The 24,180-nt window shown below is 65.4% G+C and carries 19 protein-coding genes; 18 read left to right on the top strand and 1 reads right to left on the bottom strand.

All coding sequences use genetic code 11. The features are described from left to right. Nucleotides 1-4: 4 nt before the first annotated feature. From rsmH to lpxC, 16 genes are all read left to right on the top strand, one after another. On the top strand, nucleotides 5-958 hold the full coding sequence (gene rsmH, locus FAZ97_RS12410; RefSeq protein ID WP_158758690.1) for a 16S rRNA (cytosine(1402)-N(4))-methyltransferase RsmH: 954 nt from the start codon (nucleotides 5-7) through the stop codon (nucleotides 956-958). Continuing rightward, complete coding sequence (gene ftsL, locus FAZ97_RS12405; RefSeq protein WP_158758689.1) at nucleotides 955-1,311, top strand: cell division protein FtsL; 357 nt, start codon at nucleotides 955-957, stop codon at nucleotides 1,309-1,311. Before rsmH ends, ftsL begins: the two co-directional genes overlap by 4 nt. After that, the gene (locus FAZ97_RS12400; protein WP_158758688.1) at nucleotides 1,308-3,200 is read left to right on the top strand and encodes a peptidoglycan D,D-transpeptidase FtsI family protein; all 1,893 of its coding nucleotides are present in this window, start codon (nucleotides 1,308-1,310) and stop codon (nucleotides 3,198-3,200) included. Before ftsL ends, FAZ97_RS12400 begins: the two co-directional genes overlap by 4 nt. After that, nucleotides 3,197-4,747 (top strand): UDP-N-acetylmuramoyl-L-alanyl-D-glutamate--2,6-diaminopimelate ligase, encoded by a 1,551-nt coding sequence (locus tag FAZ97_RS12395; protein ID WP_158758687.1) that lies wholly within the window; start codon nucleotides 3,197-3,199, stop codon nucleotides 4,745-4,747. Before FAZ97_RS12400 ends, FAZ97_RS12395 begins: the two co-directional genes overlap by 4 nt. Next, nucleotides 4,744-6,177 (top strand): UDP-N-acetylmuramoyl-tripeptide--D-alanyl-D-alanine ligase, encoded by a 1,434-nt coding sequence (locus tag FAZ97_RS12390; RefSeq protein WP_158758686.1) that lies wholly within the window; start codon nucleotides 4,744-4,746, stop codon nucleotides 6,175-6,177. Before FAZ97_RS12395 ends, FAZ97_RS12390 begins: the two co-directional genes overlap by 4 nt. Before the next feature lie 20 nt (nucleotides 6,178-6,197). Beyond that, nucleotides 6,198-7,367 carry a phospho-N-acetylmuramoyl-pentapeptide-transferase gene (gene mraY / locus FAZ97_RS12385; protein WP_028207787.1) on the top strand — a complete coding sequence of 390 codons (1,170 nt, stop codon included), beginning with the start codon at nucleotides 6,198-6,200 and terminating at the stop codon, nucleotides 7,365-7,367. 28 nt (nucleotides 7,368-7,395) lie between these two features. Continuing rightward, on the top strand, nucleotides 7,396-8,913 hold the full coding sequence (murD, locus tag FAZ97_RS12380) for a UDP-N-acetylmuramoyl-L-alanine--D-glutamate ligase (protein ID WP_158758685.1): 1,518 nt from the start codon (nucleotides 7,396-7,398) through the stop codon (nucleotides 8,911-8,913). Beyond that, the gene (gene ftsW / locus FAZ97_RS12375; RefSeq protein WP_158758684.1) at nucleotides 8,910-10,175 is read left to right on the top strand and encodes a putative lipid II flippase FtsW; all 1,266 of its coding nucleotides are present in this window, start codon (nucleotides 8,910-8,912) and stop codon (nucleotides 10,173-10,175) included. The genes murD and ftsW overlap by 4 nt, the downstream gene beginning before the upstream one ends. Beyond that, the gene (gene murG / locus FAZ97_RS12370) at nucleotides 10,172-11,275 is read left to right on the top strand and encodes an undecaprenyldiphospho-muramoylpentapeptide beta-N-acetylglucosaminyltransferase (RefSeq protein ID WP_158758683.1); all 1,104 of its coding nucleotides are present in this window, start codon (nucleotides 10,172-10,174) and stop codon (nucleotides 11,273-11,275) included. Before ftsW ends, murG begins: the two co-directional genes overlap by 4 nt. After that, entirely contained in the window at nucleotides 11,272-12,666 is a 1,395-nt protein-coding gene (gene murC / locus FAZ97_RS12365; RefSeq protein WP_158758682.1) for a UDP-N-acetylmuramate--L-alanine ligase, read from the top strand. The genes murG and murC overlap by 4 nt, the downstream gene beginning before the upstream one ends. A 5-nt stretch (nucleotides 12,667-12,671) precedes the next feature. Continuing rightward, nucleotides 12,672-13,613 (top strand): D-alanine--D-alanine ligase, encoded by a 942-nt coding sequence (locus FAZ97_RS12360; protein WP_158758681.1) that lies wholly within the window; start codon nucleotides 12,672-12,674, stop codon nucleotides 13,611-13,613. Between the two features lie 60 nt (nucleotides 13,614-13,673). Then, the gene (locus FAZ97_RS12355; protein WP_158758680.1) at nucleotides 13,674-14,429 is read left to right on the top strand and encodes a cell division protein FtsQ/DivIB; all 756 of its coding nucleotides are present in this window, start codon (nucleotides 13,674-13,676) and stop codon (nucleotides 14,427-14,429) included. A gap of 27 nt (nucleotides 14,430-14,456) precedes the next feature. Next, nucleotides 14,457-15,689 carry a cell division protein FtsA gene (gene ftsA / locus FAZ97_RS12350; RefSeq protein ID WP_042270315.1) on the top strand — a complete coding sequence of 411 codons (1,233 nt, stop codon included), beginning with the start codon at nucleotides 14,457-14,459 and terminating at the stop codon, nucleotides 15,687-15,689. 139 nt (nucleotides 15,690-15,828) lie between these two features. Continuing rightward, a complete protein-coding gene (ftsZ, locus tag FAZ97_RS12345) occupies nucleotides 15,829-17,031 on the top strand; it encodes a cell division protein FtsZ (protein WP_028207795.1) in 1,203 nt (400 codons plus the stop codon). A 299-nt stretch (nucleotides 17,032-17,330) separates the two neighbouring features. After that, nucleotides 17,331-17,840, top strand: coding sequence for a peroxiredoxin (locus tag FAZ97_RS12340; protein WP_158758679.1), 510 nt, complete (start codon nucleotides 17,331-17,333; stop codon nucleotides 17,838-17,840). Between the two features lie 259 nt (nucleotides 17,841-18,099). Then, a complete protein-coding gene (lpxC, locus tag FAZ97_RS12335) occupies nucleotides 18,100-19,017 on the top strand; it encodes a UDP-3-O-acyl-N-acetylglucosamine deacetylase (RefSeq protein WP_028207797.1) in 918 nt (305 codons plus the stop codon). Nucleotides 19,018-19,115: 98 nt separating this feature from the next. Here lpxC and FAZ97_RS12330 read toward each other — a convergent pair whose 3' ends face one another. Next, nucleotides 19,116-19,589: a DciA family protein gene (locus FAZ97_RS12330; RefSeq protein ID WP_158758678.1), complete on the bottom strand. Its 474-nt coding sequence runs from the start codon at nucleotides 19,587-19,589 to the stop codon at nucleotides 19,116-19,118. Nucleotides 19,590-19,951: 362 nt separating this feature from the next. On the opposite strand from FAZ97_RS12330, the gene secA reads away from it, so the two are divergent. Further along, a complete protein-coding gene (gene secA / locus FAZ97_RS12325) occupies nucleotides 19,952-22,756 on the top strand; it encodes a preprotein translocase subunit SecA (protein ID WP_158758677.1) in 2,805 nt (934 codons plus the stop codon). A gap of 176 nt (nucleotides 22,757-22,932) precedes the next feature. Next, nucleotides 22,933-24,174 (top strand): bifunctional glutamate N-acetyltransferase/amino-acid acetyltransferase ArgJ, encoded by a 1,242-nt coding sequence (gene argJ, locus FAZ97_RS12320; RefSeq protein WP_158758676.1) that lies wholly within the window; start codon nucleotides 22,933-22,935, stop codon nucleotides 24,172-24,174. Nucleotides 24,175-24,180 lie beyond the last annotated feature (6 nt).

The following is a 24,180-nucleotide window of genomic DNA, read 5'->3' as shown; positions in this document are numbered from 1 at the left end:
AGCTATGGCATCTGCGATGGGACAGGGACTGCAGCATCGCACGGTGCTGCTAGACGAAGCGGTCAACGCGCTGATCACGCGCGCGGACGGCATTTATGTGGACGGCACGTTCGGCCGCGGCGGGCACAGTCGCGCGATCCTCGCTCGCCTTGGTGAGGCGGGGCGCCTGATCGCGTTCGACAAGGACCCGCTGGCGATCGCTACGGCGCAAACCGTTGGCGACGCGCGGTTTTCGATCGTGCATGAGAGTTTTGCTTCGCTGCGCGACGAGCTCGCGTCGCGCGGGGTAGGGCGTGTGTCGGGAGTGTTGCTGGACCTTGGCGTGTCGTCGCCGCAGTTCGACGATCCGCAGCGCGGTTTCAGTTTCCGCGCAGATGGCCCGCTCGACATGCGGATGGACCCGACGCGCGGCGAGTCCGCCGCTGACTGGCTCGCTCGGGCCACGGTGCAGGAACTGACGGAGGTGATTCGAGATTATGGGGAAGAACGGTTTGCTTTTCAGATTGCAAAGGCGCTTGTTGCTCGCCGGGCAGAGTCCGACCGTCTCGGGCCTCTCGACAGCACGGGCGAGCTTGCCCAAATCGTGGCTAACGTCGTCAAAACCCGTGAGAAGGGTAAGGACCCGGCAACCCGCACCTTTCAAGCTATACGGATTCACGTCAATCAAGAGCTTGCGGAGCTGCAGGTCGTTCTAGAGGCAGCACTGTCGTTGCTGGAACAGGGGGGGCGGCTGGTGGTCATCAGCTTTCATTCGCTCGAAGACCGGATCGTCAAGCGATTCATGCAGGCGAACGCGAGCGCGCCGGCGGTGGACCGCCGCCTGCCGATCCGCGCCGTCGACCTGCCGAGCCCGCCGCTCAAGCTGCTCGGCCGCGTGTTCGCGAGCGACGAGGAAGTCGCCGCGAACCCGCGCGCCCGCTCGGCCGTGATGCGCACCGCGGAGCGCGTCACGCCATGAATCGTCTGAACATCTTCCTGCTGATCGTCGTCATGGGTTGTGCGCTTTCCGTCGTGAACGCCACCAATCAGCAGCGCCAGATCTTCATCCAGTTGCAACGCGCGCAGTCGCAGGAGCATCAGCTCCAGCAGGACTACGCGCAGCTTCAATATCAGCAGAGCGCGCTGTCGAGAACGTCGCGCATCGAACAGATCGCCACTGACTCGCTCAAGATGCAGCCCGTCACGACCGGACGCACGCAATATCTGACGCTCGCGCCCGGCAGTGCCAGCGCCGTCGACGCTCCCGTGCCGACCTCGGCGCCCGCGCAGGGCGCCGCGCCCACGCCTGCGCGCCGCGGAGGCACGCGATGAAAAAGGACAATCGCCGCAAGAGCGTAGCCTTTAGCGCGAACCCCATCCTCTCCGTGCGCCTGCCGATGTGGCGCTCGAAGCTCGTCGTTTTCCTGCTGTTCATGGCGTTCGTCGCGCTTGCCGCGCGCGCGTTCTGGATTCAAGGCCCAGGCAACGCGTTCTATCAGAAGCAGGGCGAAAGCCGCTACCAGCGCACGATCGAGTTGCCGGCCACGCGTGGCAAGATTCTCGACCGTAACGGGCTCGTGCTTGCTACGAGTCTGCCCGTGCGCGCAATCTGGGCCATTCCCGAAGCCGTGCCCGACGATCTCGGGGCCGACAAGCTCAACCAGCTCGGCACGCTGCTCGGCATGAGCACGAAAGAGCTGCGCGCGAAGCTCTCCGAAGACAAGACATTCGTCTATGTAAAGCGCCAGGTGCCGCTCGACGTCGCGCAGAAAGTGACGGCGCTCGACATTCCGGGCGTCTACCAGCGCAACGAATACAAGCGCTTCTATCCGGAAGGCGACGTCACCGCGCACTTGATCGGCTTCACCAACGTCGAGGACGAAGGCCAGGAAGGCGTCGAGCTGTCCGACCAGAAGGTGCTCGCGGGCGTGCCCGGCATTCGTCACGTCATCAAGGACCGCATGGGCCACATCGTCGAGGACGTCGACGAAACGGTCGTGCCCCACGATGGCACGGACGTCGAACTGTCGATCGACAGCAAGATCCAGTACATCGCGTATTCGAACCTGAAGGCCGCCGTCGAGAAGTTCAAGGCCAAGGCCGGCGCGGCGATGGTGGTGGACGTGCGCACGGGCGAGGTGCTCGCGCTCGTGAACTATCCGACCTACAACCCGAACGACCGCTCGCACCTCACGGGCGAGCAGCTGCGCAACCGCATTCTCACCGACGTGTTCGAGCCGGGCTCGATCATGAAGCCGTTTACGGTGTCGCTGGCGCTGGATCTGCACCGCGTCTCGCCGAGTACACTGGTGGATACGGGCCCGGGCCACTTCACGCTCGACGGCGCGACCATCACCGACGACGCGGCGTTCGGCGTTCTGACGGTCGGTGGCGTGATCCAGAAGTCGAGCAATATCGGCGCGACGAAGATCGCGATGACGCTCAAGCCCGAAGAAATGTGGGACATGTACACCAGCATCGGTCTCGGTCAGGCGCCGAAGGTCGGGTTTCCCGGCGCGGCGGCGGGCCGTCTGCGTCCGTGGAAAAGCTGGCGCCGCATCGAGCAGGCGACGATGTCCTACGGCTACGGCCTCTCCGTTTCGCTGTTCCAGCTCGCGCGCGCGTACACGGCGATCGCGCACGACGGCCAGATTCTGCCGGTCACGATCTTCCGCCACCCAGGCGACACGCAGCCGGTCCAGGGCACCCAGGTCTTCGCGCCGACCACGGCGCGTGAAGTGCGCACGATGCTGGAAAGCGTGGTGTCGAAGGACGGCACCTCACCCGACGCCGCCGTGCCCGGCTACCGCGTGGGCGGCAAGTCCGGTACGGCGTACAAGCATGGTCCGCACGGCTACGATCATTCGAAGTACCGCGCGTCGTTCGTCGGCATGGCGCCGATGCCGAATCCGCGTATCGTCGTGGCCGTCACGGTCGACGAACCGACCGCTGGCAGCCACTTCGGCGGCGCGGTGTCGGGTCCGGTGTTCTCGGGCATCGTCGGCGACACGCTGCGCTCGCTCAACGTGCCGCCGGATATGCCGGTGAAGCAGCTCGTCGTCGAGGACAATAGCGCCGCCGCTTCGGCCCCGGCCGTGGCAAACGCGCCGGCTACGCCTGCGAAGCACGTGACGAACGCAGCTGCAAACAGGGGCGCCGCAGCCGCGCGTCACATGACCGTCGCGGACAACGCGAAAAATCGACCCGGAGTCGTCCGATGAGCGCCACGCGCACCCTGCATCCCGCGCACCGGCAGATCGCGGATGCGCTCGCATGGCTGCGCGCGCATGTCGCGCCCGCAGCGGGGCTGCACGCCGACACGCGCTCGCTCAAGCCAGGCGACGTGTTTCTCGCCTACGCCGTCGAGGGCGCGGACAACCGCCCGCACATCGCCAGCGCCATCGAGCGCGGCGCCGCAGCCGTGCTGTATCAGCCGGAAGGCTATACCGGCGAAACGCTCGACGCATCGATCGCGCTGGCCGTGCCGCAACTCGACGTGCTCGCGGGAGAAATCGCCAGCGGCTGGTATGGCGACCCGAGCGACGCGATGCTCGTGGTCGGCGTCACGGGCACGAACGGCAAGACGTCGTGCAGCCAGTGGATCGCCTCGGCGTTTACGGCCATCGGCCAGAAGTGCGCGATCGTCGGCACGCTGGGCAGCGGTTTTCCAGGCCAGCTCGTGCATACGGGCTTCACTACGCCCGATGCGCCGCAATTGCAGCGCAGCCTCGCGCAATTGCGTGGCGAGGGCGCACAGGTTATTGCGATGGAAGTATCCTCGCACGCGCTGCATCAGGGCCGCGTCAACGGCACTTCGTTCGACATCGCCGTCTTCACGAATCTCACGCAAGACCATCTCGATTATCACCACACGTTCGAGGCCTATGAGGCCGCGAAGGCGCGCCTGTTCGCCTGGCCGGGCCTGCGCGCGGCGATCATCAACGCCGACGACGCTGCGGGCCGCCGCCTGATCGCCGCCACACGCGGCAAGGCGCGCACGATCGCATATGGCGTGGAAACGCCCGCCGCGGACGCACCTGTTGCCGACGCCTGGCTGCGCGCGAACGATGTGCGCGCGACCGCCACGGGCACGGCGTTCCATCTGGAAACGTCGGACTGGGGCGAGGCGCAAGTCGAGGTGCATGTTCTCGGCCTCTTCAACGTGAGCAATCTGCTCGGGGTGCTCGGGGCGCTGCTTGCGGCGAATGTGCCGCTCGTCGCGGCGCTCAACGAGATCGCGAAGCTGCAGCCGGTGAACGGCCGCATGGAGCGTCTTGGCGGCCGCGCCGATCACGACGAGCCGCTCGTTGTGATCGATTACGCGCATACGCCGGATGCGCTCGAAAAAACGCTCGAAGCGCTGCGCCCGATGGCCGCCGCGCGCGGCGGTCAGCTCGTCTGCATGTTCGGCTGCGGCGGCGATCGCGACGCGACCAAGCGCCCGCTCATGGGCGCGATTGCGGAGCGCCTCGCCGATCAGGTCGTCGTGACGAGCGATAACCCGCGCAGCGAATCGCCCGCCGCGATCATCGACCAGATCGCGCAAGGCATGCGCGAGAGCGCGAAGGCGCGCCGCATCGAGGACCGCGCGAGCGCGATCCTGCAAGCGGTGCGCGGCGCGGCGCGCGAAGACGTCGTCTTGCTGGCCGGCAAGGGCCATGAGGCGACCCAGGAAATCATGGGCAAGAAGCGCGCGTTCTCCGATCAGGACCACGCGCGGCTTGCACTCGCCGCCCGTGCCACGCACGGGCGCGGAGGTGGTGAATGACGATGCTTTCCCTGCGCGAAGCCGCGGCGCTGATTCCCGGCGCGAGTGTCCTCGGCGACGAGAACACGACGTTCGAGCGCATTTCGACCGACAGCCGCACCACGGGCCCCGGCGATCTCTTCGTCGCGCTCAAGGGCGATCGCTTCGACGCGCACGATTTTCTCGGCGATGTCGCGAACCGTCACGTGAGCGCGGCGCTCGTTTCGCGCAGCCCCGGCGACTGGCGCATTCCCGCACTGCGCGTGGACGACACGCGCAAGGCGCTCGGCGCGCTCGCGCTCGGCTGGCGCCGCCGCTTCTCGATGCCGCTCGTCGCCGTGACGGGCAGCAACGGCAAGACGACGGTGAAGGAAATGATCGCGTCGATCTTCGCGGCGGCCGTTGGAGAAAATATGCGTCTCGCGACCACCGGAAACCTCAATAACGACATCGGCGTGCCGTTAACGTTGCTGCGTTTGAGCGCTGCGCATCGGTTGGCCGTTGTCGAACTCGGCATGAATCACCCGGGCGAGACCGAGTTGCTCGCGAAATTCGCCGAGCCGACGGTCGCGGTCGTGAACAACGCGCAGCGCGAGCATCAGGAATTCATGGCGACGGTGGAAGCCGTCGCACTCGAGCATGCAAGCGTGATCCACGTGCTCAAGCCCTCGGGCGTCGCAGTGTTTCCCGCTGACGATGCCTATGCGAGCATCTGGCGCGTGGCGGCTACGGGTTCGCGCATTCTCGACTTCGCGCTGCACACGCAGACGAGCGCGGTCGAAGCGGCCGTCACCGGCAAGCTCACCGGCGAGGGGGGCAACCGTCTCGCGATCGCGACGCCGGAAGGTCATCTCGAAGTGGAGCTGAAGGTGCTGGGCGCACACAACGCGCACAACGCGCTCGCGGCCACGGCGGCGGCGATTGCGTCGGGCGTATCGCTCGAAGCGATTGGCCGCGGGCTGGAGGCGTTCGAGCCGGTAAAGGGCCGCTTGCAGGTGAAACGCGCGGCGCTCGGCGAGCTGGCGGGCGCCACGGTGATCGACGACACCTACAACGCGAATCCGGATTCGGTTCGCGCGGCGATCGACGTGCTCGCTTCGCGCGTGTCGCCGCGTGTGCTCGTGCTGGGCGACATGGGCGAAGTCGGCGACGACGGTCCCGCGTTTCACCGCGAGGTGGGCGCTTACGCGAAGGAACGCGGCATCGACGCGCTCTACACGCTCGGCGACGCGGCGCGTGATAGCGCCGCGGCGTTCGGCGCGCAGGCGCTGCATTCGGCGGACGTGGGCGAACTCGTGCGCTCGCTGACTGGCGGCGGTTACGGCGCTGGCGCAACGATTCTCGTGAAAGGCTCGCGCTTCATGCAGATGGAGCGCGTGGTGGCGGCTTTGACGAATCCGCCCACGAATCCGCAAAACCCTGCGCCGGACGCCAAGTCCGGTGCGCACTGAAATACTAAGGAATACAAGGCATGCTACTGGCGCTGGCGCAATGGCTGCAGAATGACGCAAGCTTCTTGCGCGTGTTCAGTTATCTGACGTTCCGTGCGGTGATGGCCACCATCACCGCGATGGCGATCGGGCTTTTCCTCGGCCCCTGGGTGATCCGCAAGCTCACCGCAATGAAGGTCGGCCAGGCCGTGCGTACGGACGGCCCGCAAACTCACCTCGTGAAGTCCGGCACGCCCACCATGGGCGGCGTACTCATTCTGCTGGGCATCGCGGTTTCCACGTTGCTGTGGGGCGACCTCACGAACCGTTTTATCTGGATCGTGATGCTCGTCACATTCGGCTTTGGCGCGATCGGTTGGGTCGACGACTATCGCAAGGTCGTCTACAAGGATCCGCGCGGTATGTCCTCGCGCGAAAAGTACTTCTGGCAGTCGGTGATCGGCTTGTTCGCCGCGGTGTACCTCGCGTTCAGCGTGTCCGAAGCGAGCAACGTGCGCGTGTTCGATCTCTTCATGGCCTGGGTGCGTAGCGGCCTGTCGATGGGTCTTCCCGCGCGCGCCGACCTGCTGCTGCCGTTCCTCAAGTCGATCAGCTATCCGCTCGGCGTGTGGGGTTTCATCGCGCTCACGTACTTCGTGATCGTCGGCGCGAGCAACGCCGTGAACCTCACCGACGGCCTCGACGGTCTCGTCATCATGCCCGTCGTGCTGGTCGGCGCGTCGCTCGGCGTGTTCGCCTATGTGATGGGCAGCTCGGTCTATTCGAAGTATCTGCTCTTTCCGCACATTGCCGGCGCCGGCGAACTGCTGATCTTCTGTTCGGCGATGGGCGGGGCAGGGCTTGCGTTCCTCTGGTTCAACACGTACCCGGCTCAGGTGTTCATGGGCGACGTGGGCGCGCTCGCGCTCGGCGGCGCGCTCGGAACCATTGCGGTGATCGTGCGTCAGGAGATCGTGCTCTTCATCATGGGCGGCATCTTCGTCGCGGAGACGCTCTCCGTGATGCTCCAGGTCACCTGGTTCAAGTACACGAAAAAGCGTTACGGCGAAGGGCGCCGCATCTTCAAGATGGCGCCGCTGCATCACCATTTCGAGCTGTCTGGCTGGAAAGAGACGCAGGTTGTCGTGCGTTTCTGGGTCATCACGCTGATGCTGTGTCTGATCGGTCTGTCCACGCTCAAGCTGCGTTGAGCCTTTAAGTAAGCAAGGGAAGCAAGCAATGTTTGGCGAGAAGTTTCGGGATCGGCAAAAGCCGATGGTGCTCGTGCTGGGACTCGGGGAATCGGGTCTCGCGATGGCGCGCTGGTGCGCGCGGCATGGTTGCCGCCTGCGCATTGCCGACACGCGCGAAGCGCCTGCGAACTTGCCGGAACTCGCTGCGCGTGGCATCGACGCCGATTTCATCGGGGGTCCGTTCTCGACCGCGCTGCTCGACGGCGTGGAACTCGTGGCGATCAGCCCGGGCCTCTCGCCGCTCGCCGAAGATCTCGTGCCGCTGATCGCGGCGGCACGCGAGCGTGGCATCGAAGTGTGGGGCGAACTCGAACTCTTCGCGCAGGCGCTGCGCCATCTTGGCGAGAGCGGCTACGCACCGAAGGTGCTGGCGATCACGGGCACGAACGGCAAGACCACCACGACGAGCTTGACAGGCATGCTCTGCGAACGCGCGGGCAAGCGCGTGGCGGTGGCGGGCAACATCAGCCCTGCCATGCTCGACAAGCTCGCTGAAGCCATCGACAACACTGCGCTGCCCGATGTCTGGGTGCTCGAACTGTCGAGCTTCCAACTGGAGACGGCGCATACGTTCGAGCCGGACGCCGCGGCGATCCTCAACATCACGCAGGACCACCTCGACTGGCACGGCGGCCTCGACGCCTACGCGGCCGCGAAGGGCCGCATCTTCGGGCCGCGCACGACGCGCGTGCTCAACCGCGACGACGCGCGCGTCATGTCGCTCGCGACCGTGAAGGCGAGTGGCGACGCGAAGGTCGTGACCTTCGGCCTGAACGAACCCGAGAGCGACGGCGACCTGGGTTTGCTGCGCGAGAACGGCATGCAGTGGCTCGTGCAGGCGCACGATCTCGACGCAGCGGATGTGCCTGTTTCCCCGCGTCGCCGCAAGCAGCAGGAAGCGGCGCCGGTGAATCTCGGCATGAAGCGTCTCATGCCCGCCGACGCCCTGCGCATTCGCGGTCTGCACAACGCGGCGAACGCGCTCGCGGCATTCGCGCTCACGCGCGCGATCGATCTGGCGCCCGCGCCGCTGCTGCATGGCCTGCGCGAATATCGCGGCGAGCCGCATCGCGTGGAGCTGATCGCTTCGATCGACGGCATCGACTATGTGGACGACAGCAAGGGCACGAACGTGGGCGCAACGGTCGCGGCGCTCGACGGCCTCGCGCAGCGCGCGGTGCTGATCGCCGGCGGCGACGGCAAGGGCCAGGACTTCGATCCGCTCGCGGCGCCGGTTGCGCGCTGGTGCCGGGCCGTGATGCTGATTGGCCGCGACGCGCCGAAGATCCGCGCGGCGCTCGAAGAAACCGGTATCGCGATGAGCGACCACGCGACGCTCGAAGAAGCCACGCGCGCGGCCACGGCGCTCGCGGAGCCTGGCGACGTCGTGCTGCTCTCGCCTGCATGCGCGAGCTTCGACATGTTCAAGGGCTACGCCCATCGCGCGGCCGTGTTCCACGACACGGTGGAAGAAATCGCCGCAGAACGGGGGACGATGATATGAGCTGGTCCGAGCGGTTCGGTGCGCGCCTCTCGCGCGAAGGCGGCCAGGCCGGCGGTTCGTCGGGCGGCGGCGCGCGCTCGGGCGGTCTGGCGAGCGTCGTCAACGGCGTGCGTCCCGGCCGCTCGCGCATGCTCGACTACGACCACTCGCTGCTGTGGGCCGTGATCGCGCTGCTGGGTCTTGGCGTCGTGATGGTCTACTCGGCCTCCATTGCCATGCCCGATTCGCCCAAGTACGCCTCGTACCGCGACTGGGCGTTCCTCGTGCGCCATATCGTTTCGCTCGTGGTCGCCACGGTCGCGGCGCTCATCGCGTTCCGCATTCCCGTTTCCACATGGGAGCGCTACGCGCCGAAGCTCTTTCTCATCGCGCTCGCGATGCTGGTGGTCGTGCTGATTCCGCACATCGGCAAGGGCGTGAACGGCGCGCGGCGCTGGATTCCGCTCGGCATCACGAACATGCAGCCGTCGGAAATCATGAAGCTCGCCGTGACGATCTACGCCGCGAACTACACGGTGCGCAAGCAGGAATACATGCATAGCTTCGCGAAGGGCTTCTTGCCGATGGCGTTTGCCGTGGGCGTGGTCGGCGCGCTGCTGCTGCTCGAGCCCGACATGGGCGCGTTCATGGTGATCGCCGCGATCGCCATGGGCGTGCTGTTCCTCGGAGGCGTGAACGGCAAGCTGTTCGGCGGCCTCGTGGCCACGGCCGTGGGCACTTTCACGCTGCTCGTGTGGGCGTCGCCGTGGCGCCGCGAGCGGATCTTCGCGTACCTCGATCCGTGGGACGACCGCTACGCGCAGGGCAAGGCGTACCAGCTCACGCACTCGCTCATTGCGTTCGGCCGCGGCGAGTGGTTCGGCGTGGGGCTCGGCGGCAGCGTCGAGAAGCTGAACTATCTGCCGGAAGCGCACACCGACTTCATTCTCGCCGTGATCGGCGAGGAGCTCGGCTTCGTCGGCGTGCTCGTCGTGATCCTGCTGTTCTACTGGATCGTGCGCCGCGCGTTCGAGATCGGCCGCCAGGCGCTCGCGCTCGACCGCACGTTCGCGGGTCTCGTCGCCAAGGGTCTTGGCGTGTGGTTCGGCGCGCAGGCCTTCATCAACATGGGCGTGAACCTGGGTCTGTTGCCGACCAAGGGGCTCACGCTGCCGCTCGTGAGCTACGGCGGCTCGGGCATTTTGCTGAACTGTGTCGCAGTGGCGCTGCTGCTGCGTGTCGATTACGAGAACCGCGTCTTGATGCGTGGAGGCAAGGTATGACCGCAGCAACGCGCACGCTCATGGTGATGGCTGGCGGCACCGGGGGACACGTGTTCCCGGGGCTCGCCGTCGCGCATCGCATGGAGCAGTGGGGCTGGCGCGTAGTGTGGCTCGGCAATCCCGCAGGCATGGAAGCGACGCTCGTGCCCAAGCACGGCATCAAGATGGAATACGTGCGCTTTGGCGGCGTGCGCGGCAAGGGCATCAAGACCAAGCTGATGCTGCCGCTGAACCTGTTGCGCGCGTGCATGCAGAGTCTCGCGGCGCTGCGCCGCGTGAAGCCCGATGTCGTGCTCGGCATGGGCGGCTACATCACGTTCCCGGCAGGTGTGATGAGCGCGCTTTCGGGCCGTCCGCTCGTGCTGCACGAACAGAATTCGATTGCGGGCCTTGCGAACAAGGTGCTCGCGAAGCTGGCCAAGCGTGTGCTCGTGGCGTTTCCGGGCGCGCTGCCGAACGCCGAGTGGACCGGCAACCCGATCCGCGAGGCGCTCGAACACGTCGACGCCCCGGCGGCGCGCTACGCGGCGCGCAGCGGTCCGCTGCGCGTGCTCGTAGTGGGCGGCAGCCTCGGCGCCACGGCGCTCAACGAAGTGGTGCCGCGCGCGCTGTCGCTGCTCGCACCTGAAGAGCGCCCGCACATCGTGCATCAGGCGGGCGCAAAGCACATCGACGCCTTGCGTCAAAACTATCTCGACGCCGGCCTCGAACTGAACGACACGGTGCAACTCGTGCCGTTCATCGATGACATGGCGAGCGCCTACCGGAACGCGGACCTCGTGGTCTGCCGTTCGGGCGCAATGACGGTGGCCGAGGTCGCGGCCGTAGGCGTGGCGGCATGCTTCGTGCCGTTTCCCTACGCCGTGGACGACCACCAGACCACCAACGCCGCGTTCCTTGCCGACAAGGACGCAGCGCTCGTGGTGCAACAGCGCGACCTGACGGCGGAAGGACTCGCCGACTGGTTGCGGCATCAGACCAGAACATCGCTGGCGGAAATGGCAGGGCGCGCCCGCGCGCTCGCGAAACCCGACGCCGCCGATCAGGTCGCGCGCATCTGCGCGGCCGTGGCGGGCGCAGTAGCGGGAGGAAAGCAATGAAACACATCGTCAAACACATCCATTTCGTCGGCATCGGCGGCGCGGGCATGAGCGGCATCGCCGAAGTGCTCGTGAACCTCGGCTATCAGGTAAGCGGCTCGGACCTCGCGAAGAACGCGGTCACCGATCGACTCGCCGCGCTCGGCGCGCGCATCGCGATCGGCCATGCCGAAGAGAACATCGAAGGTGCCAACGCCGTGGTCGTTTCGACCGCGGTGCGCAGCGACAACCCCGAAGTGCTCGCGGCGCGCCATCGCCGCATTCCCATCGTGCCGCGCGCCGTGATGCTCGCGGAACTGATGCGCCTTAAGCAGGGCATCGCGATCGCGGGCACGCACGGCAAGACCACCACGACTTCGCTCGTGGCGAGCGTGCTGGCGGCAGGCGGGCTCGATCCGACATTCGTGATCGGCGGGCGGCTCATCAGTGCGGGCGCGAACGCGCGTCTCGGCACGGGCGACTTCATCGTGGCGGAAGCCGACGAATCCGACGCATCGTTCCTGAACCTCTTTCCGGTGATCGAAGTCATTACGAACATCGACGCCGATCACATGGACACCTACGGGCACGACTTCGCGCGCCTGAAGCAGGCGTTCATCGAATTCACGCACCGTCTGCCGTTCTATGGCATCGCCGTGCTGTGCGTGGACGACCCGAACGTGAAGGAGATCCTGCCGTTCGTCTCGAAGCCGATCATCCGTTACGGCTTCGCGTCCGACGCGCAGGTGCGCGCGGTGAACGTCGTCGCGCGCGACGGCAAGATGTACTTCACGGTGATGCGTGAAGACGCGCCGTCGCTCGACATCGTGCTGAACCTGCCGGGCACGCACAACGTGCAGAACGCGCTCGCCGCAATTGCGATTGCGACCGAACTCGAAGTGAAGGACGCCGACATTCAACGCGCACTCGCGGAATTCAACGGCGTGGGCCGCCGTTTTCAGCGTTACGGCGAGATTCCCGTCAACGGCGGCGGCGCCTGGACGTTGATCGACGACTATGGCCATCACCCGGTGGAAATGGCGGCGACCATCGCAGCGGCGCGCGGCGCGTTTCCCGAGCGCCGTCTCGTGCTGGCGTTCCAGCCGCACCGCTATACGCGCACGCGCGACTGTTTCGAAGACTTCGTGCGTGTGCTCTCGACCGTCGACGCGCTTGTGCTGACCGATGTCTATGCGGCCGGCGAAGCGCCGATCGTCGCAGCGGATGGCCGCGCGCTCGCACGCGCGATTCGTGTGGCGGGCAAGGTCGAGCCGGTATTCGTCGAGACCGTGGATGAAGTGCCAGAGGCGCTCGCGGCAGTGGTGCGCGACGGCGATGTGGTGATTACGATGGGCGCGGGTTCGATCGGCGGTGTGCCGGGCCGGATCGCAGCCCAGGAACAGAAGGCGTGAGTGACATGAGCAGCATCGATCCCAAACAATTTGGCAAGGTAGCCGTGCTGTTCGGCGGTGTGTCCGCCGAGCGCGAAGTCTCGCTCAAGTCGGGCACGCTCGTGCTGCAAGCGTTGCAGAGCGCCGGCATCGACGCGCATCCGTTCGACCCGTCCGAGCGCCCGCTTTCGGCGTTGAAGGACGAAGGTTTCGTGCGTGCGTTCAACGCGCTGCACGGCGGCTATGGCGAGAACGGCCAGATCCAGGGCGCGCTCGACTTCTACGGCATCCGCTATACGGGTACGGGTGTGCTCGGGTCGGCGCTCGGGCTCGACAAGTTCCGCAGCAAACTTGTGTGGCAGCAGCTTGGCATTCCCACGCCGCCGTTCGAAGCCGTGCTGCGCGGCGACGACTACGCGGCGCGCGCGCCGCAAATTCTTGCGAAGCTCGGCCTGCCGCTTTTCGTGAAGCCCGCGAGCGAAGGCTCGAGCGTCGCCGTGATCAAGGTGAAGGCCGAAAGCGAACTCGTGCCGGCGCTCGAAGAAGCCGCGAAGTTCGACAAGATCGTGCTGGTGGAAAAGAGCATCGAAGGCGGTGGCGAGTACACCGCGTGCATCGCGGGCGACCTCGATCTGCCGATCATCAAGATCGTGCCGGCGGGCGAGTTCTACGACTACGACGCGAAGTACATCCTCGACACGACGCAGTATCTGATTCCGTGTGGCGTCGCGCCCGAGAAGGAAGCGCAACTGAAGAAGCTCGCGCGCCGTGCGTTCGACGTGCTCGGCTGCACCGACTGGGGTCGTGCCGATTTCATGATGGACGGCGCCGGCAACGCGTATTTCCTCGAAGTGAACACGGCGCCGGGCATGACCGATCACTCGCTGCCGCCGAAGGCCGCGCGCTCGGTGGGCATCGAGTATCGCGACCTCGTGGTGCGTGTGCTCGCACTGACGCTGAAAGATTGAACCCCTAATTAATCTCTGACCGACGAATTGCCGAACCTGGATTAACCCGACAATCTCGAAATGTGGAATAACGTACGCCAGCTCAACCTCACCGCCAACGCGTTGCACGCGCTGCTCGCGCTCGCGCTTCTGGCGGCTGGCTGCTACTGGCTCGTGCAGCGCCCGAACTTCGCGCTGCGGGAGATCCGCATCGAGGGCGACACCGAGCACATCAACTCGCCCACCGTGCGCGCAAGCGTGGTTGGCCGGTTGAAGGGCAACTTCTTCACGGTCGATCTCGACGCGGCACGCGCCGCGTTCGAGCAGATGCCGTGGGTGCGTCACGCGAGCGTGCGCCGCGTGTGGCCCAACGCGCTGGCTGTCACGCTCGAGGAGTACAAACCGCTGGGCACGTGGGGCAGCGATCAGCTCGTGAGTACGGACGGCGAGCTGTTCACGGCGAACCAGGGCGAGCTGGACGAAGAACTGCCCGCGTTCGATGGCCCCGACGGCACCGCGCCCGAAGTGGTCGCGCGCTACCGCGACCTCGAGAAGTGGTTCGCGCCGATCGGGCTCACGCCCGACGAGGTGACGCTCTCGGCGCGCTACGCGTGGACGGTGAAGCTCTCGAACGGCATGCAGGTGGAACTGGGCCGCGAGCGCAACGCCGAAACACTCAGCGAGCGTTCGCACCGGCTCATCGCCGCATGGTCGGCAGTCACGCAACGTTGGGGCAAAGAGATCGAATACGCGGACTTGCGTTATCCGAACGGGTTTGCGATAAGGGCGGCCGGCATGCGCTTCATCAGTGACACGCCCGCTCCGGGCAAGAAGTAACAGGACATCACACGCAACGAGCACGATATGAGTAAAGACTATAAGGATCTGCTGGTCAGCCTCGACATCGGGACGTCGAAGGTGGTGGCCGTCGTCGCCGAACTAAAGGGCGAAGGCCACTACGAAGTGATCGGTCTCGGCCAGAGCGAATCGAAAGGTCTCAAGAAGGGCGTGGTGGTGAACATTGAGGCCACGGTGCAGTCTATCCAGCGAGCGCTCGAAGAAGCGGAACTCATGGCCGACTGCAAGATCACTAACGTATTCACCGGCATTGCGGGCAGCCACATTCGCAGCTTCAACTCGAGCGGCATGGTCGCCATCAAGGAGAAGGAAGTCACGCAGGCAGATGTCGCGCGTGTGATCGAAACGGCGAAGGCGATCAACATCCCGACCGATCAGCAGGTGCTGCATATCCTCACGCAGGAATTCATCATCGACGGCCAGGAAGATGTGCGCGAGCCGATCGGCATGAGCGGCATCCGTCTGGAAGTGAAGGTGCATATCGTGACGGGCGCGGTGAGCGCGGCGCAGAACATCGTGAAGTGCGTGCGCCGCTGCGGGCTCGAAGTGAACGACCTCATTCTGCAGCCGCTCGCTTCGTCGCTGGCGGTGCTGACCGAGGACGAGAAGGAACTGGGCGTGGTGCTCGTCGATGTGGGCGGCGGCACGACCGACATCGCGATCTTCAGCGAAGGCGCGATCCGCCATACCGCGGTGATTCCGATCGCGGGCGACCAGGTGACGAGCGACATCGCCATGGCGCTGCGCACGCCCACGCCCGACGCGGAAGACATCAAGGTGAGCTACGGCATCGCGAAGCAGGCGCTGGCCGATCCGGACGAAATGATCGAAGTGCCGGGGCTTGGCGAGCGCGGTCCGCGCACGCTGTCGCGCCAGGCGCTCGCCGCCGTGATCGAGCCGCGCGTGGAAGAGCTGTTTTCGCTCGTGCAGCAGGTGGTGCGCGAGTCGGGCTACGAAGAACTGCTGAGCTCGGGCGTCGTGCTCACGGGCGGCGCCGCGATGATGCCGGGCATGGTCGAGCTGGGCGAGGACATTTTCCTGAAGCCGGTGCGCATTGGCGTGCCGGAATACGCGGGCGGTCTCGCCGACGTGGTGCGCAATCCGCGCTACTCGACGGCGATGGGCTTGCTCGTCGAAGGCCGCTCGCAGCGCATGCGCGGGCGCAAGGTTGCAGTGCAGTCGGGGTCGATGGGCCAGGTCTTCTCACGCATGAAGGACTGGTTCCTCGGCAACTTCTAAAAGCAGGCGCAGGACAGAAGGCGAAGTACAAGCTTCGAAAAATCGCGCTGGTGACGGCGGCTAGCGCGCAGTGGAAGGTTGCCCGATCTTCCACTGGATAACGGCCGAGGAGCGGAATCTTTTTCTTGACGGAGGCAACATGGAATTCCAGATGCTGGAAACGGAAACCAACGGCACCATCATCAAGGTGGTAGGCGTTGGTGGTGCTGGCGGCAATGCCGTGCAGCACATGATCAACCGCGGCGTGCAAGGCGTCGATTTCATCGTGATGAACACGGACGCACAGGCGCTCTCGCGCTCGCGTGCATCGGCCGTGATTCAGCTCGGCAACACGGGCCTCGGCGCCGGTGCGAAGCCGGAGATGGGCCGCGCGGCGGCTGAAGAAGCCCGTGAGCGCATCGCCGACGCACTGCGCGGCGCGCACATGGTGTTCATCACCGCCGGCATGGGTGGCGGCACCGGCACGGGCGCAGCCCCGGTCGTCGCGCAAATCGCCAAGGAAATGGGCATTCTCACCGTTGGCGTGGTGAGCAAGCCGTTCGAGTTCGAAGGCGGCAAGCGTATGCGTGTGGCGGAAGCCGGCTCGCAGCAACTGGAGGATCACGTCGACTCGCTGATCGTCGTCCTGAACGACAAGCTGTTCGACGTGATGGGCGATGACGCCGAGATGGACAAGTGCTTCCAGTGCGCGGACGACGTTCTGAACAACGCAGTTGCCGGCATCGCCGAAATCATCAACGTCGACGGTCTCGTGAACGTCGACTTTGAAGACGTGAAGACGGTGATGGGCGAGCAGGGCAAGGCGATGATGGGCACGGCGACGGTCGCCGGCGTCGATCGCGCACGCCTCGCGGCGGAACAGGCCGTGGCGAGCCCGCTGCTCGAAGGCGTCGATCTGTCGGGCGCGCGCGGCGTGCTGGTCAACATCACGTCGAGCCGTTCGCTGCGTCTGTCGGAAACGCGCGAAGTCATGAACACCATCAAGAGCTACGCTGCGGAAGACGCAACGGTGATCTTCGGTGCGGTGTACGACGACGCGATGGGCGACGCGCTGCGCGTGACGGTGGTGGCAACGGGCCTTGGCCGCGCTGCGAAGAAGCAGCAAGCCGCGCCGATGCAACTGCTGCGCACGGGCACGGACAACCAGCCGATCCCGGCCCCGGCAGGCTCGTACGCACCGCAGCACAGCGGCCACGGCAACACGGCCGACTACGGCGCGCTCGACACGCCGGCTGTGTGGCGCACGTCGCGCGACACCGCGGCTTCGCACGTGCAGGCGCTGCAGGAAAAGGGCGTCGACACGTACGATATCCCGGCGTTCCTGCGCAAGCAGGCGGACTGACGCGAGCCGATCTGACTGCGGCAGGGCACGCGTTGCCCTCGCCCGCAGACAGAGCGTGCGCGGCGGTGCAGTGAAGGCGAGCAAGACCAGCAAGGCCGCATCCGCGAGGATGCGCGGCAGGGACGGTTGCCCGCTACGCGTTGAGCGTGGGGGACAGGCGCGGTGTCGCCCGGCGAACCTGTGTAACCTTGGAGTACATCGTTGCCCAACATTGCAGTGGCGGCCATCCGTGGGACGGCCATCCGCACGCCAGCGCATGAGGCTTGAGCAAGCTTGCATATCGTTGCGAAGGACGAGTCATGATCAAACAGGGTGAAACGCTGCCCGAAGCGACCCTCTTCGAGTTCGTCGAAGACGCGCGCGAGGGTTGCACGCTGGGGCCGAACAGCTTCGACGTGCGAAAGGAAGCGGCGGGCAAGCGCGTGGTGATCTTCGGATTGCCTGGCGCATTCACGCCTACGTGCTCTGCGAAGCACGTACCGGGTTATGTCGAACACTTCGACGCGCTGCGCGCGGCGGGTGTCGACGAAATCTGGTGCGTGTCCGTCAACGACGCGTTCGTCATGGGCGCGTGGGGACGCGATCAGCGTACCTCGGGCAAGGTACGCATGATGGCCGACGGCAGCGCAGCGTTGACTCGTGCACTCGGACTGGAGCAGGATTTGTCGGCGCGTGGCATGGGAATCCGCTCCCAGCGTTACGCGATGGTGGTCGACGACGGCGTGGTCAAGACGCTGCACGTCGAAGCACCCGGCAAGTTCGAAGTGAGCGATGCTGCGAGCATACTTGCCACGTTGACCCGCGCATGAGCGCGTTTGCGGGCGCTGCGTTGCCCTGATGCAACGCAAACCTGCGGCGCAAATGTGACAGGCGATTACGTGAGCCCAGCGGGCCGATCACCCCGGGAACGCCTCCGTTCCGGGCATCGGCCCGCACTCCATCCCTGGTGGGTAACACAGGGAAACAGTTTGTCACGCCGGTGAAAACGACGGACTCGCCGCAACTGGAGTATAATTCGTGCTATGAATTAAAAAGTCCCGATTGGGATTTTCAATGAGCAAGAAGACCATGTTGAAGCAGCGAACCATCAAATCAATCGTGAAGACAGTCGGCATCGGCCTGCATTCGGGCCGCAAGGTCGACCTGACGCTCCGTCCGGCGGCGCCGAACACGGGCATCGTGTTTTCGCGCGTGGATTTGCCGACGCCGGTTGACATCCCCGCATCGGCGATGGCGATTGGCGACACCCGCCTCGCCTCGGTGCTGCAGAAAGACGGCGCACGTGTCTCGACGATCGAGCACCTGATGTCCGCCTGCGCAGGCCTTGGCATCGACAACCTCTATGTGGATGTGACCGCCGAAGAAATTCCGATCATGGATGGCAGCGCGGCTTCGTTCGTGTTTCTGATCCAGTCGGCGGGTATTGAGGAGCAGAACGCTCCGAAGAAGTTCATCAAGGTTAAGAAGCCCGTGGAGATCCGCGACGGCGACAAATTCGCACGTCTCGAGCCTTACTTCGGCTTCAAGCTCAAGTTCACGATCGACTTCCGTCATCCGGCCGTCGACAAGACGGGCCAGGCGCTCGAAGTGGACTTCGCGAATACCTCGTACGTGCGCGAAATCGCGCGCGCCCGCACGTTCGGCTTCGCGCATGAAGTCGAGATGATGCGCGAACTGGGCCTCGCGCGCGGCGGCAGCATGGACAACGCGATCGTGCTGGACGAGTACCGCATCCTGAACAACGACGGCCTGCGCTACGACGACGAGTTCGTGAAGCACAAGATGCTCGACGCGATCGGCGACCTCTACGTGGTCGGCCATCCGCTCTTGGCGGCGTACGACGCGTACAAGTCGGGCCACGGCCTGAACAACGCGCTGCTGCGCGAGCTGCTCGCGAATGAAGACGCCTACGAGATCGTCACGTTCGACGATCCGCAGAAGGCGCCGCGCGGCTTCGGCTACGAGGCGCAGACGGCATTCGCCTGAGTTTCGAGCGCGCTTTGCCAGTAAAAAGGGCAGCTTCAAGCTGCCCTTTTTCTATTTGCGCGATTCGCTGCGTAGTTTCGTAAGATTCGCGCGCTGGATTAGCGCTTTTTCGTGTGGCGTGCCGCCATCTTCGCGAGGGCCGCCTGCAGCGGCGAGGCCTCGAGCGTTTCGCTGAGCGCCTGGAGCGCTGCCGCGCCAGCCGGTGTCATGCGCGCCTGCTTGGGCGGCGCGGGATCTTTCACGGCTTGCGGACGCACACGAATGCGCACGCTGTTCAACGCCCAGCCGCGCGCCTGCAGATCGGCCACGAGCCGCGGCTCCAGATGCCGCAGCCGCGCCGCGAGCGCGTTGTGCGCAGTGAAAAGGGCCAGCGTGCCGTCCTTGATGAAGCCGGGCTCCACGCTCGCCGCGAGATAGTCGGGCAGCAGGGCGTTCAGGTCGCGCTGGATCGCTGCGATCTGCTCGACGCCGGCGCGCAGCGGCGCGAACGCGTCCGTGCGGCTCAGCACTTCGGCGAGCGGCTGCGGGGCGCGTGGTGCCCTGGACCTTGAAAACGGCGAGAAACGGCTCATGTGGCGTAAGGATGGGAGAGCGCAAGCGGTATCGCGTTGCCTGCGATGCCGTCATTGTAGCCTGCGCACTGGCCATCCAAGCGCCTTCAGGCCATTTGGCCAGGGCCGCATCGCGGCCCTTCGCCGCATGGCGGGAAGGCCGTCCGTGCGGGCATCGCACGCGCCGGAGCCGTCTTTGCGCTGACACAGGCGGCTGAGAGGGCGCGTGCTAAAATGCACGATTCGAATCCACCATTTTTGGGCTAAAGCCGCCGAGGTCCCTCCGGTCCGGATGCGTAGTGCAGGCGTCGGCAGACGTTGCACGACCCGCTGAACCCACCCTCAGGAATCCCGGCCCAAGCCGCGACGCAGACACCGATCCGATGACCACCGGTTTCTTACAGAAAATCTTTGGCAGCCGCAATCAGCGCCTGATCAAGCAATATCAGAAGACGGTCGTGGCGATCAACGCGCTCGAACCGAAGATCGAGCAGTACACCGACGAGCAACTGCGCGCGAAGACGGTCGAGTTCCGCGAGCGCGTGGCCAAAGGCACCTCGCTCGACGAACTGCTGCCCGAGGCGTTCGCCGTTTGCCGCGAGGCGAGCAAGCGCGTGCTGAAGATGCGCCACTTCGACGTGCAGCTGATCGGCGGCATGGTGCTGCATTACGGCAAGATCGCTGAAATGCGCACCGGCGAAGGCAAGACGCTCGTCGCCACGCTGCCCGTGTATCTGAATGCGCTGTCGGGCCGCGGCGTCCACGTCGTGACGGTGAACGATTACCTCGCCCAGCGCGACGCCGAATGGATGGCGCGCCTCTACAACTTCCTCGGTCTCTCGGTCGGCATCAACCTGTCGCAGATGGACCACGCAACGAAGCAGGAAGCTTACGCGGCGGACATCACCTACGGTACGAACAACGAGTTCGGCTTCGACTATCTGCGCGACAACATGGTCTACGAGACCGAGGCGCGCGTGCAGCGTGCGCTGAACTTCGCCGTGGTCGACGAGGTGGACTCGATCCTGATCGACGAAGCGCGTACGCCGCTCATCATCTCGGGCCAGGCCGAAGACCATACCGAACTCTACGTGCGCATGAACGCGCTGCCGCCGCTGCTCGAGCAGCAGATCGGCGAAGAGAAGGCCGACGGCACGGGCGTGGAAAAGCCGGGCGACTACACGCTCGACGAAAAGGCCCGTCAGGTGTTCCTGACCGAATCGGGCCACGAGAAGGCCGAGCGCATGCTCGCCGAGTGGGGCCTGATCGGCCAGGGCGAAAGCCTCTACGCGCCGCAGAACATCACGCTGATGCACCACGTGTACGCCGCGCTGCGTGCCCACACGCTGTTCCACAAGGACCAGCACTACGTGGTGCAGAACGGCGAAGTCATCATCGTCGACGAATTCACCGGCCGTCTGATGGCCGGCCGCCGTTGGTCGGACGGTCTGCATCAGGCCGTGGAAGCGAAGGAGCACGTGAAGATCCAGAGCGAGAACCAGACGCTCGCCTCGATCACGTTCCAGAACTACTTCCGCATGTACGCGAAGCTCTCGGGCATGACGGGTACGGCCGACACGGAAGCGTACGAATTCAACGAGATCTACGGTCTCGAAACGGTCGTGGTCCCGACCAACCGCCCGCCCAAGCGGATCGACAAGCAGGACCAGATCTACAAGACGGCGAAGGAGCGCTACGACGCCGTGATTCGCGACATTCGCGAATGCTACGAGCGCGGGCAGCCGGTGCTCGTAGGCACCACGTCGATCGAAAACTCCGAACTGCTCTCGGACCTGCTGAGCAAGGCCGGTCTGCCGCACGAAGTGCTCAACGCGAAGCAGCACGCGCGTGAAGCCGCGATCGTTGCCGAAGCAGGCCGTCCGCAGCGCGTGACCATCGCCACCAACATGGCGGGCCGTGGTACCGACATCGTGCTCGGCGGCAACGTCGAGAAGCAGTCGTCGTTCATCGAAGCCGACGACGCGATCCCCGCCGACGAAAAGGCGCGCCGCATCCAGAAACTGAACGACGAGTGGCAGACGCTGCACGATCAGGTGAAGGCCGCAGGCGGCCTGCACATCATCGGCACCGAGCGTCACGAGTCGCGCCGGATCGACAACCAGCTGCGCGGCCGTGCGGGCCGTCAGGGCGACCCGGGCTCGTCGCGTTTCTATCTCTCGCTCGAAGACCCGCTGCTGCGCATTTTCGCGGGCGACCGCGTGCGCGCGATCATGGACCGCCTGAAGATGCCGGAAGGCGAGGCGATCGAGGCGGGCATCGTCACGCGTTCGATCGAGTCGGCGCAGCGCAAGGTCGAAGCGCGCAACTTCGACATCCGCAAGCAGCTGCTCGAATACGACGACGTGTCGAACGACCAGCGCAAGGTGATCTACCAGCAGCGCAACGAGTTGCTCGAAGCGCATGACATTACCGAAACGATCGGCGCGATGCGTCATGGCGTGATCACCGACATCGTGCGCCAGTTCGTGCCGCACGGCAGCATCGAAGAGCAGTGGGACGTGCCCGAGCTCGAAGAAGTGCTGCGCAACGAATGGCAGCTCGACCTCGCGATCCAGGAGATGATCAACGAGTCGTCGTCGATCGACGCCGATGAAATTCTCGAAGCCGTGCAAGCCGCCGGCGACGAAGCGTACGAGCAGAAGGTCGGGCTCGTGGGCCGCGAATCGTTCAGCGCGTTCGAGCGCTCGGTCATGCTGCAGACGCTCGACCGCAGCTGGCGCGAACACCTCGCGGCGCTCGACCACCTGCGTCAGGGCATCCATCTGCGCGGCTATGCGCAGAAGAACCCGAAGCAGGAGTACAAGCGCGAGGCGTTCGAACTGTTCGCCGCGATGCTCGAAGCCGTGAAGCTCGAAGTCACGCGCATCGTGATGAATGTGCAGATCCAGTCGCCGGAGCAGCTCGAGCAGGCGGCCGAGCAGATCGAAGAGCAGGGCCATCATGTCGAGAACGTCGAGTTCCGCCATGCCGAGTTTGCCGAAGCCGACGCAGCGCCGGCTCCCGCGGCCGCCGCACCGGTGGCTGTCGATGCCGCCGCCGCAATGGTCGGCGCGGCCATGAGCCACACGCCGCCGGTGGGCAGCGAGCTGCCGAAGGTGGGCCGCAACGATCCGTGCCCGTGCGGCAGCGGCAAGAAGTACAAGCAGTGTCACGGCAAGATCGCGTGACGCAGCGTGGCAGCCGCGCACGGGCGCGCTGCCATCTGCCTGTCGCAGGTGCCGCGCACACTTGAGCGTTGAATCCGGTGGCCCGCACGTCGTGGCGGGCCTTGAGTTTTGAATCCCCGATGCCGGCCAGGCCTTGAGCGCCTTGGCCGGCATCGCCATTTCGACAGGTCGCCACCATGGCTGTCAATTTCCCCTCGATTGATCCCGCTCAACTTCATCCGGTCGCCGGCGTGACGCTCGGCTGGGCGGAAGCCAACATCCGCAAGCCCAATCGCAAGGACGTCCTGGTGATTTCCGTCGACGAAGGCGCGAGCGTGGCCGGCGTGTTCACGCTGAACCGCTTCTGCGCGGCGCCGGTGACGGTGTGCCGCGAACATCTCGCGAAGGTGCGCGCGGGCGGCAAGGGCATCCGCGCGCTGGTCGTGAACACCGGCAACGCGAACGCGGGCACCGGCGAGCCGGGCATGAAGCACGCACGCGAAACCTGCGATGAACTCGCGCGCCTGGCCGGCCTCGAGTCCTCGCAGGTGCTGCCGTTCTCGACGGGCGTGATTCTCGAACCGCTGCCCATCGACCGTCTGAAGGCGGGCCTGCCCGCCGCGCTGGAGAACCGCAAGGCCGCGAACTGGTACGACGCCGCGCAGGCCATCATGACGACCGACACGCTGCCGAAGGCCGTGTCGCGTCAGGTCACGATCGACGGCCACACCATCACGTTCACGGGCATCAGCAAGGGTGCGGGCATGATCAAGCCGAACATGGCGACCATGCTCGGCTTCCTCGCCTTCGATGCGAACGTCGCGCAGCCCGTGCTCGACGAACTCGTGAAGTACGTGGCTGACCGCTCGTTCAATTGCGTCACCATCGACGGCGATACCTCGACCAACGACTCGTTCATCATGATCGCCTCGGGCAAGTCGAGCCTGCCCGCGATTACGTCGACGGACACGCCCGCTTACGCCGCGCTGCGCGACGCCGTGACGGCCGTCGCCCAGGAGCTCTCGCAACTGATCGTGCGCGATGGCGAAGGCGCGACCAAGTTCATGACCGTGCAGGTGGAAGGCGGCAAGGACGTGGCCGAATGCCGTCAGATCGCCTACGCGATTGGCCATTCGCCGCTCGTGAAGACGGCGTTTTACGCATCGGACCCCAACCTCGGCCGTATTCTCGCCGCGATCGGCTATGCGGGCGTAAAGGACCTCGACGTCGACAAGATCGACCTCTATCTCGACGACGTGCTCGTCGCGAAGGCGGGCGGCCGCAACCCGGCGTACCGCGAAGAGGACGGCCAGCGCGTCATGAAGAAGAGCGAGATCCTGATTCGCGTGCTGCTCGGCCGCGGCGACGCGCAGGCCACGATCTGGACCTGCGACCTGTCGCACGACTACGTGAGCATCAACGCCGACTATCGTTCCTGATTCACG

Source organism: Paraburkholderia acidiphila, from assembly GCF_009789655.1.
In the GTDB taxonomy this organism is placed as follows: Bacteria; Pseudomonadota; Gammaproteobacteria; order Burkholderiales; family Burkholderiaceae; genus Paraburkholderia; species Paraburkholderia acidiphila.
Note: the sequence above shows the minus strand (reverse complement) of the source record. Positions and strands in the feature narration are given on the sequence as shown.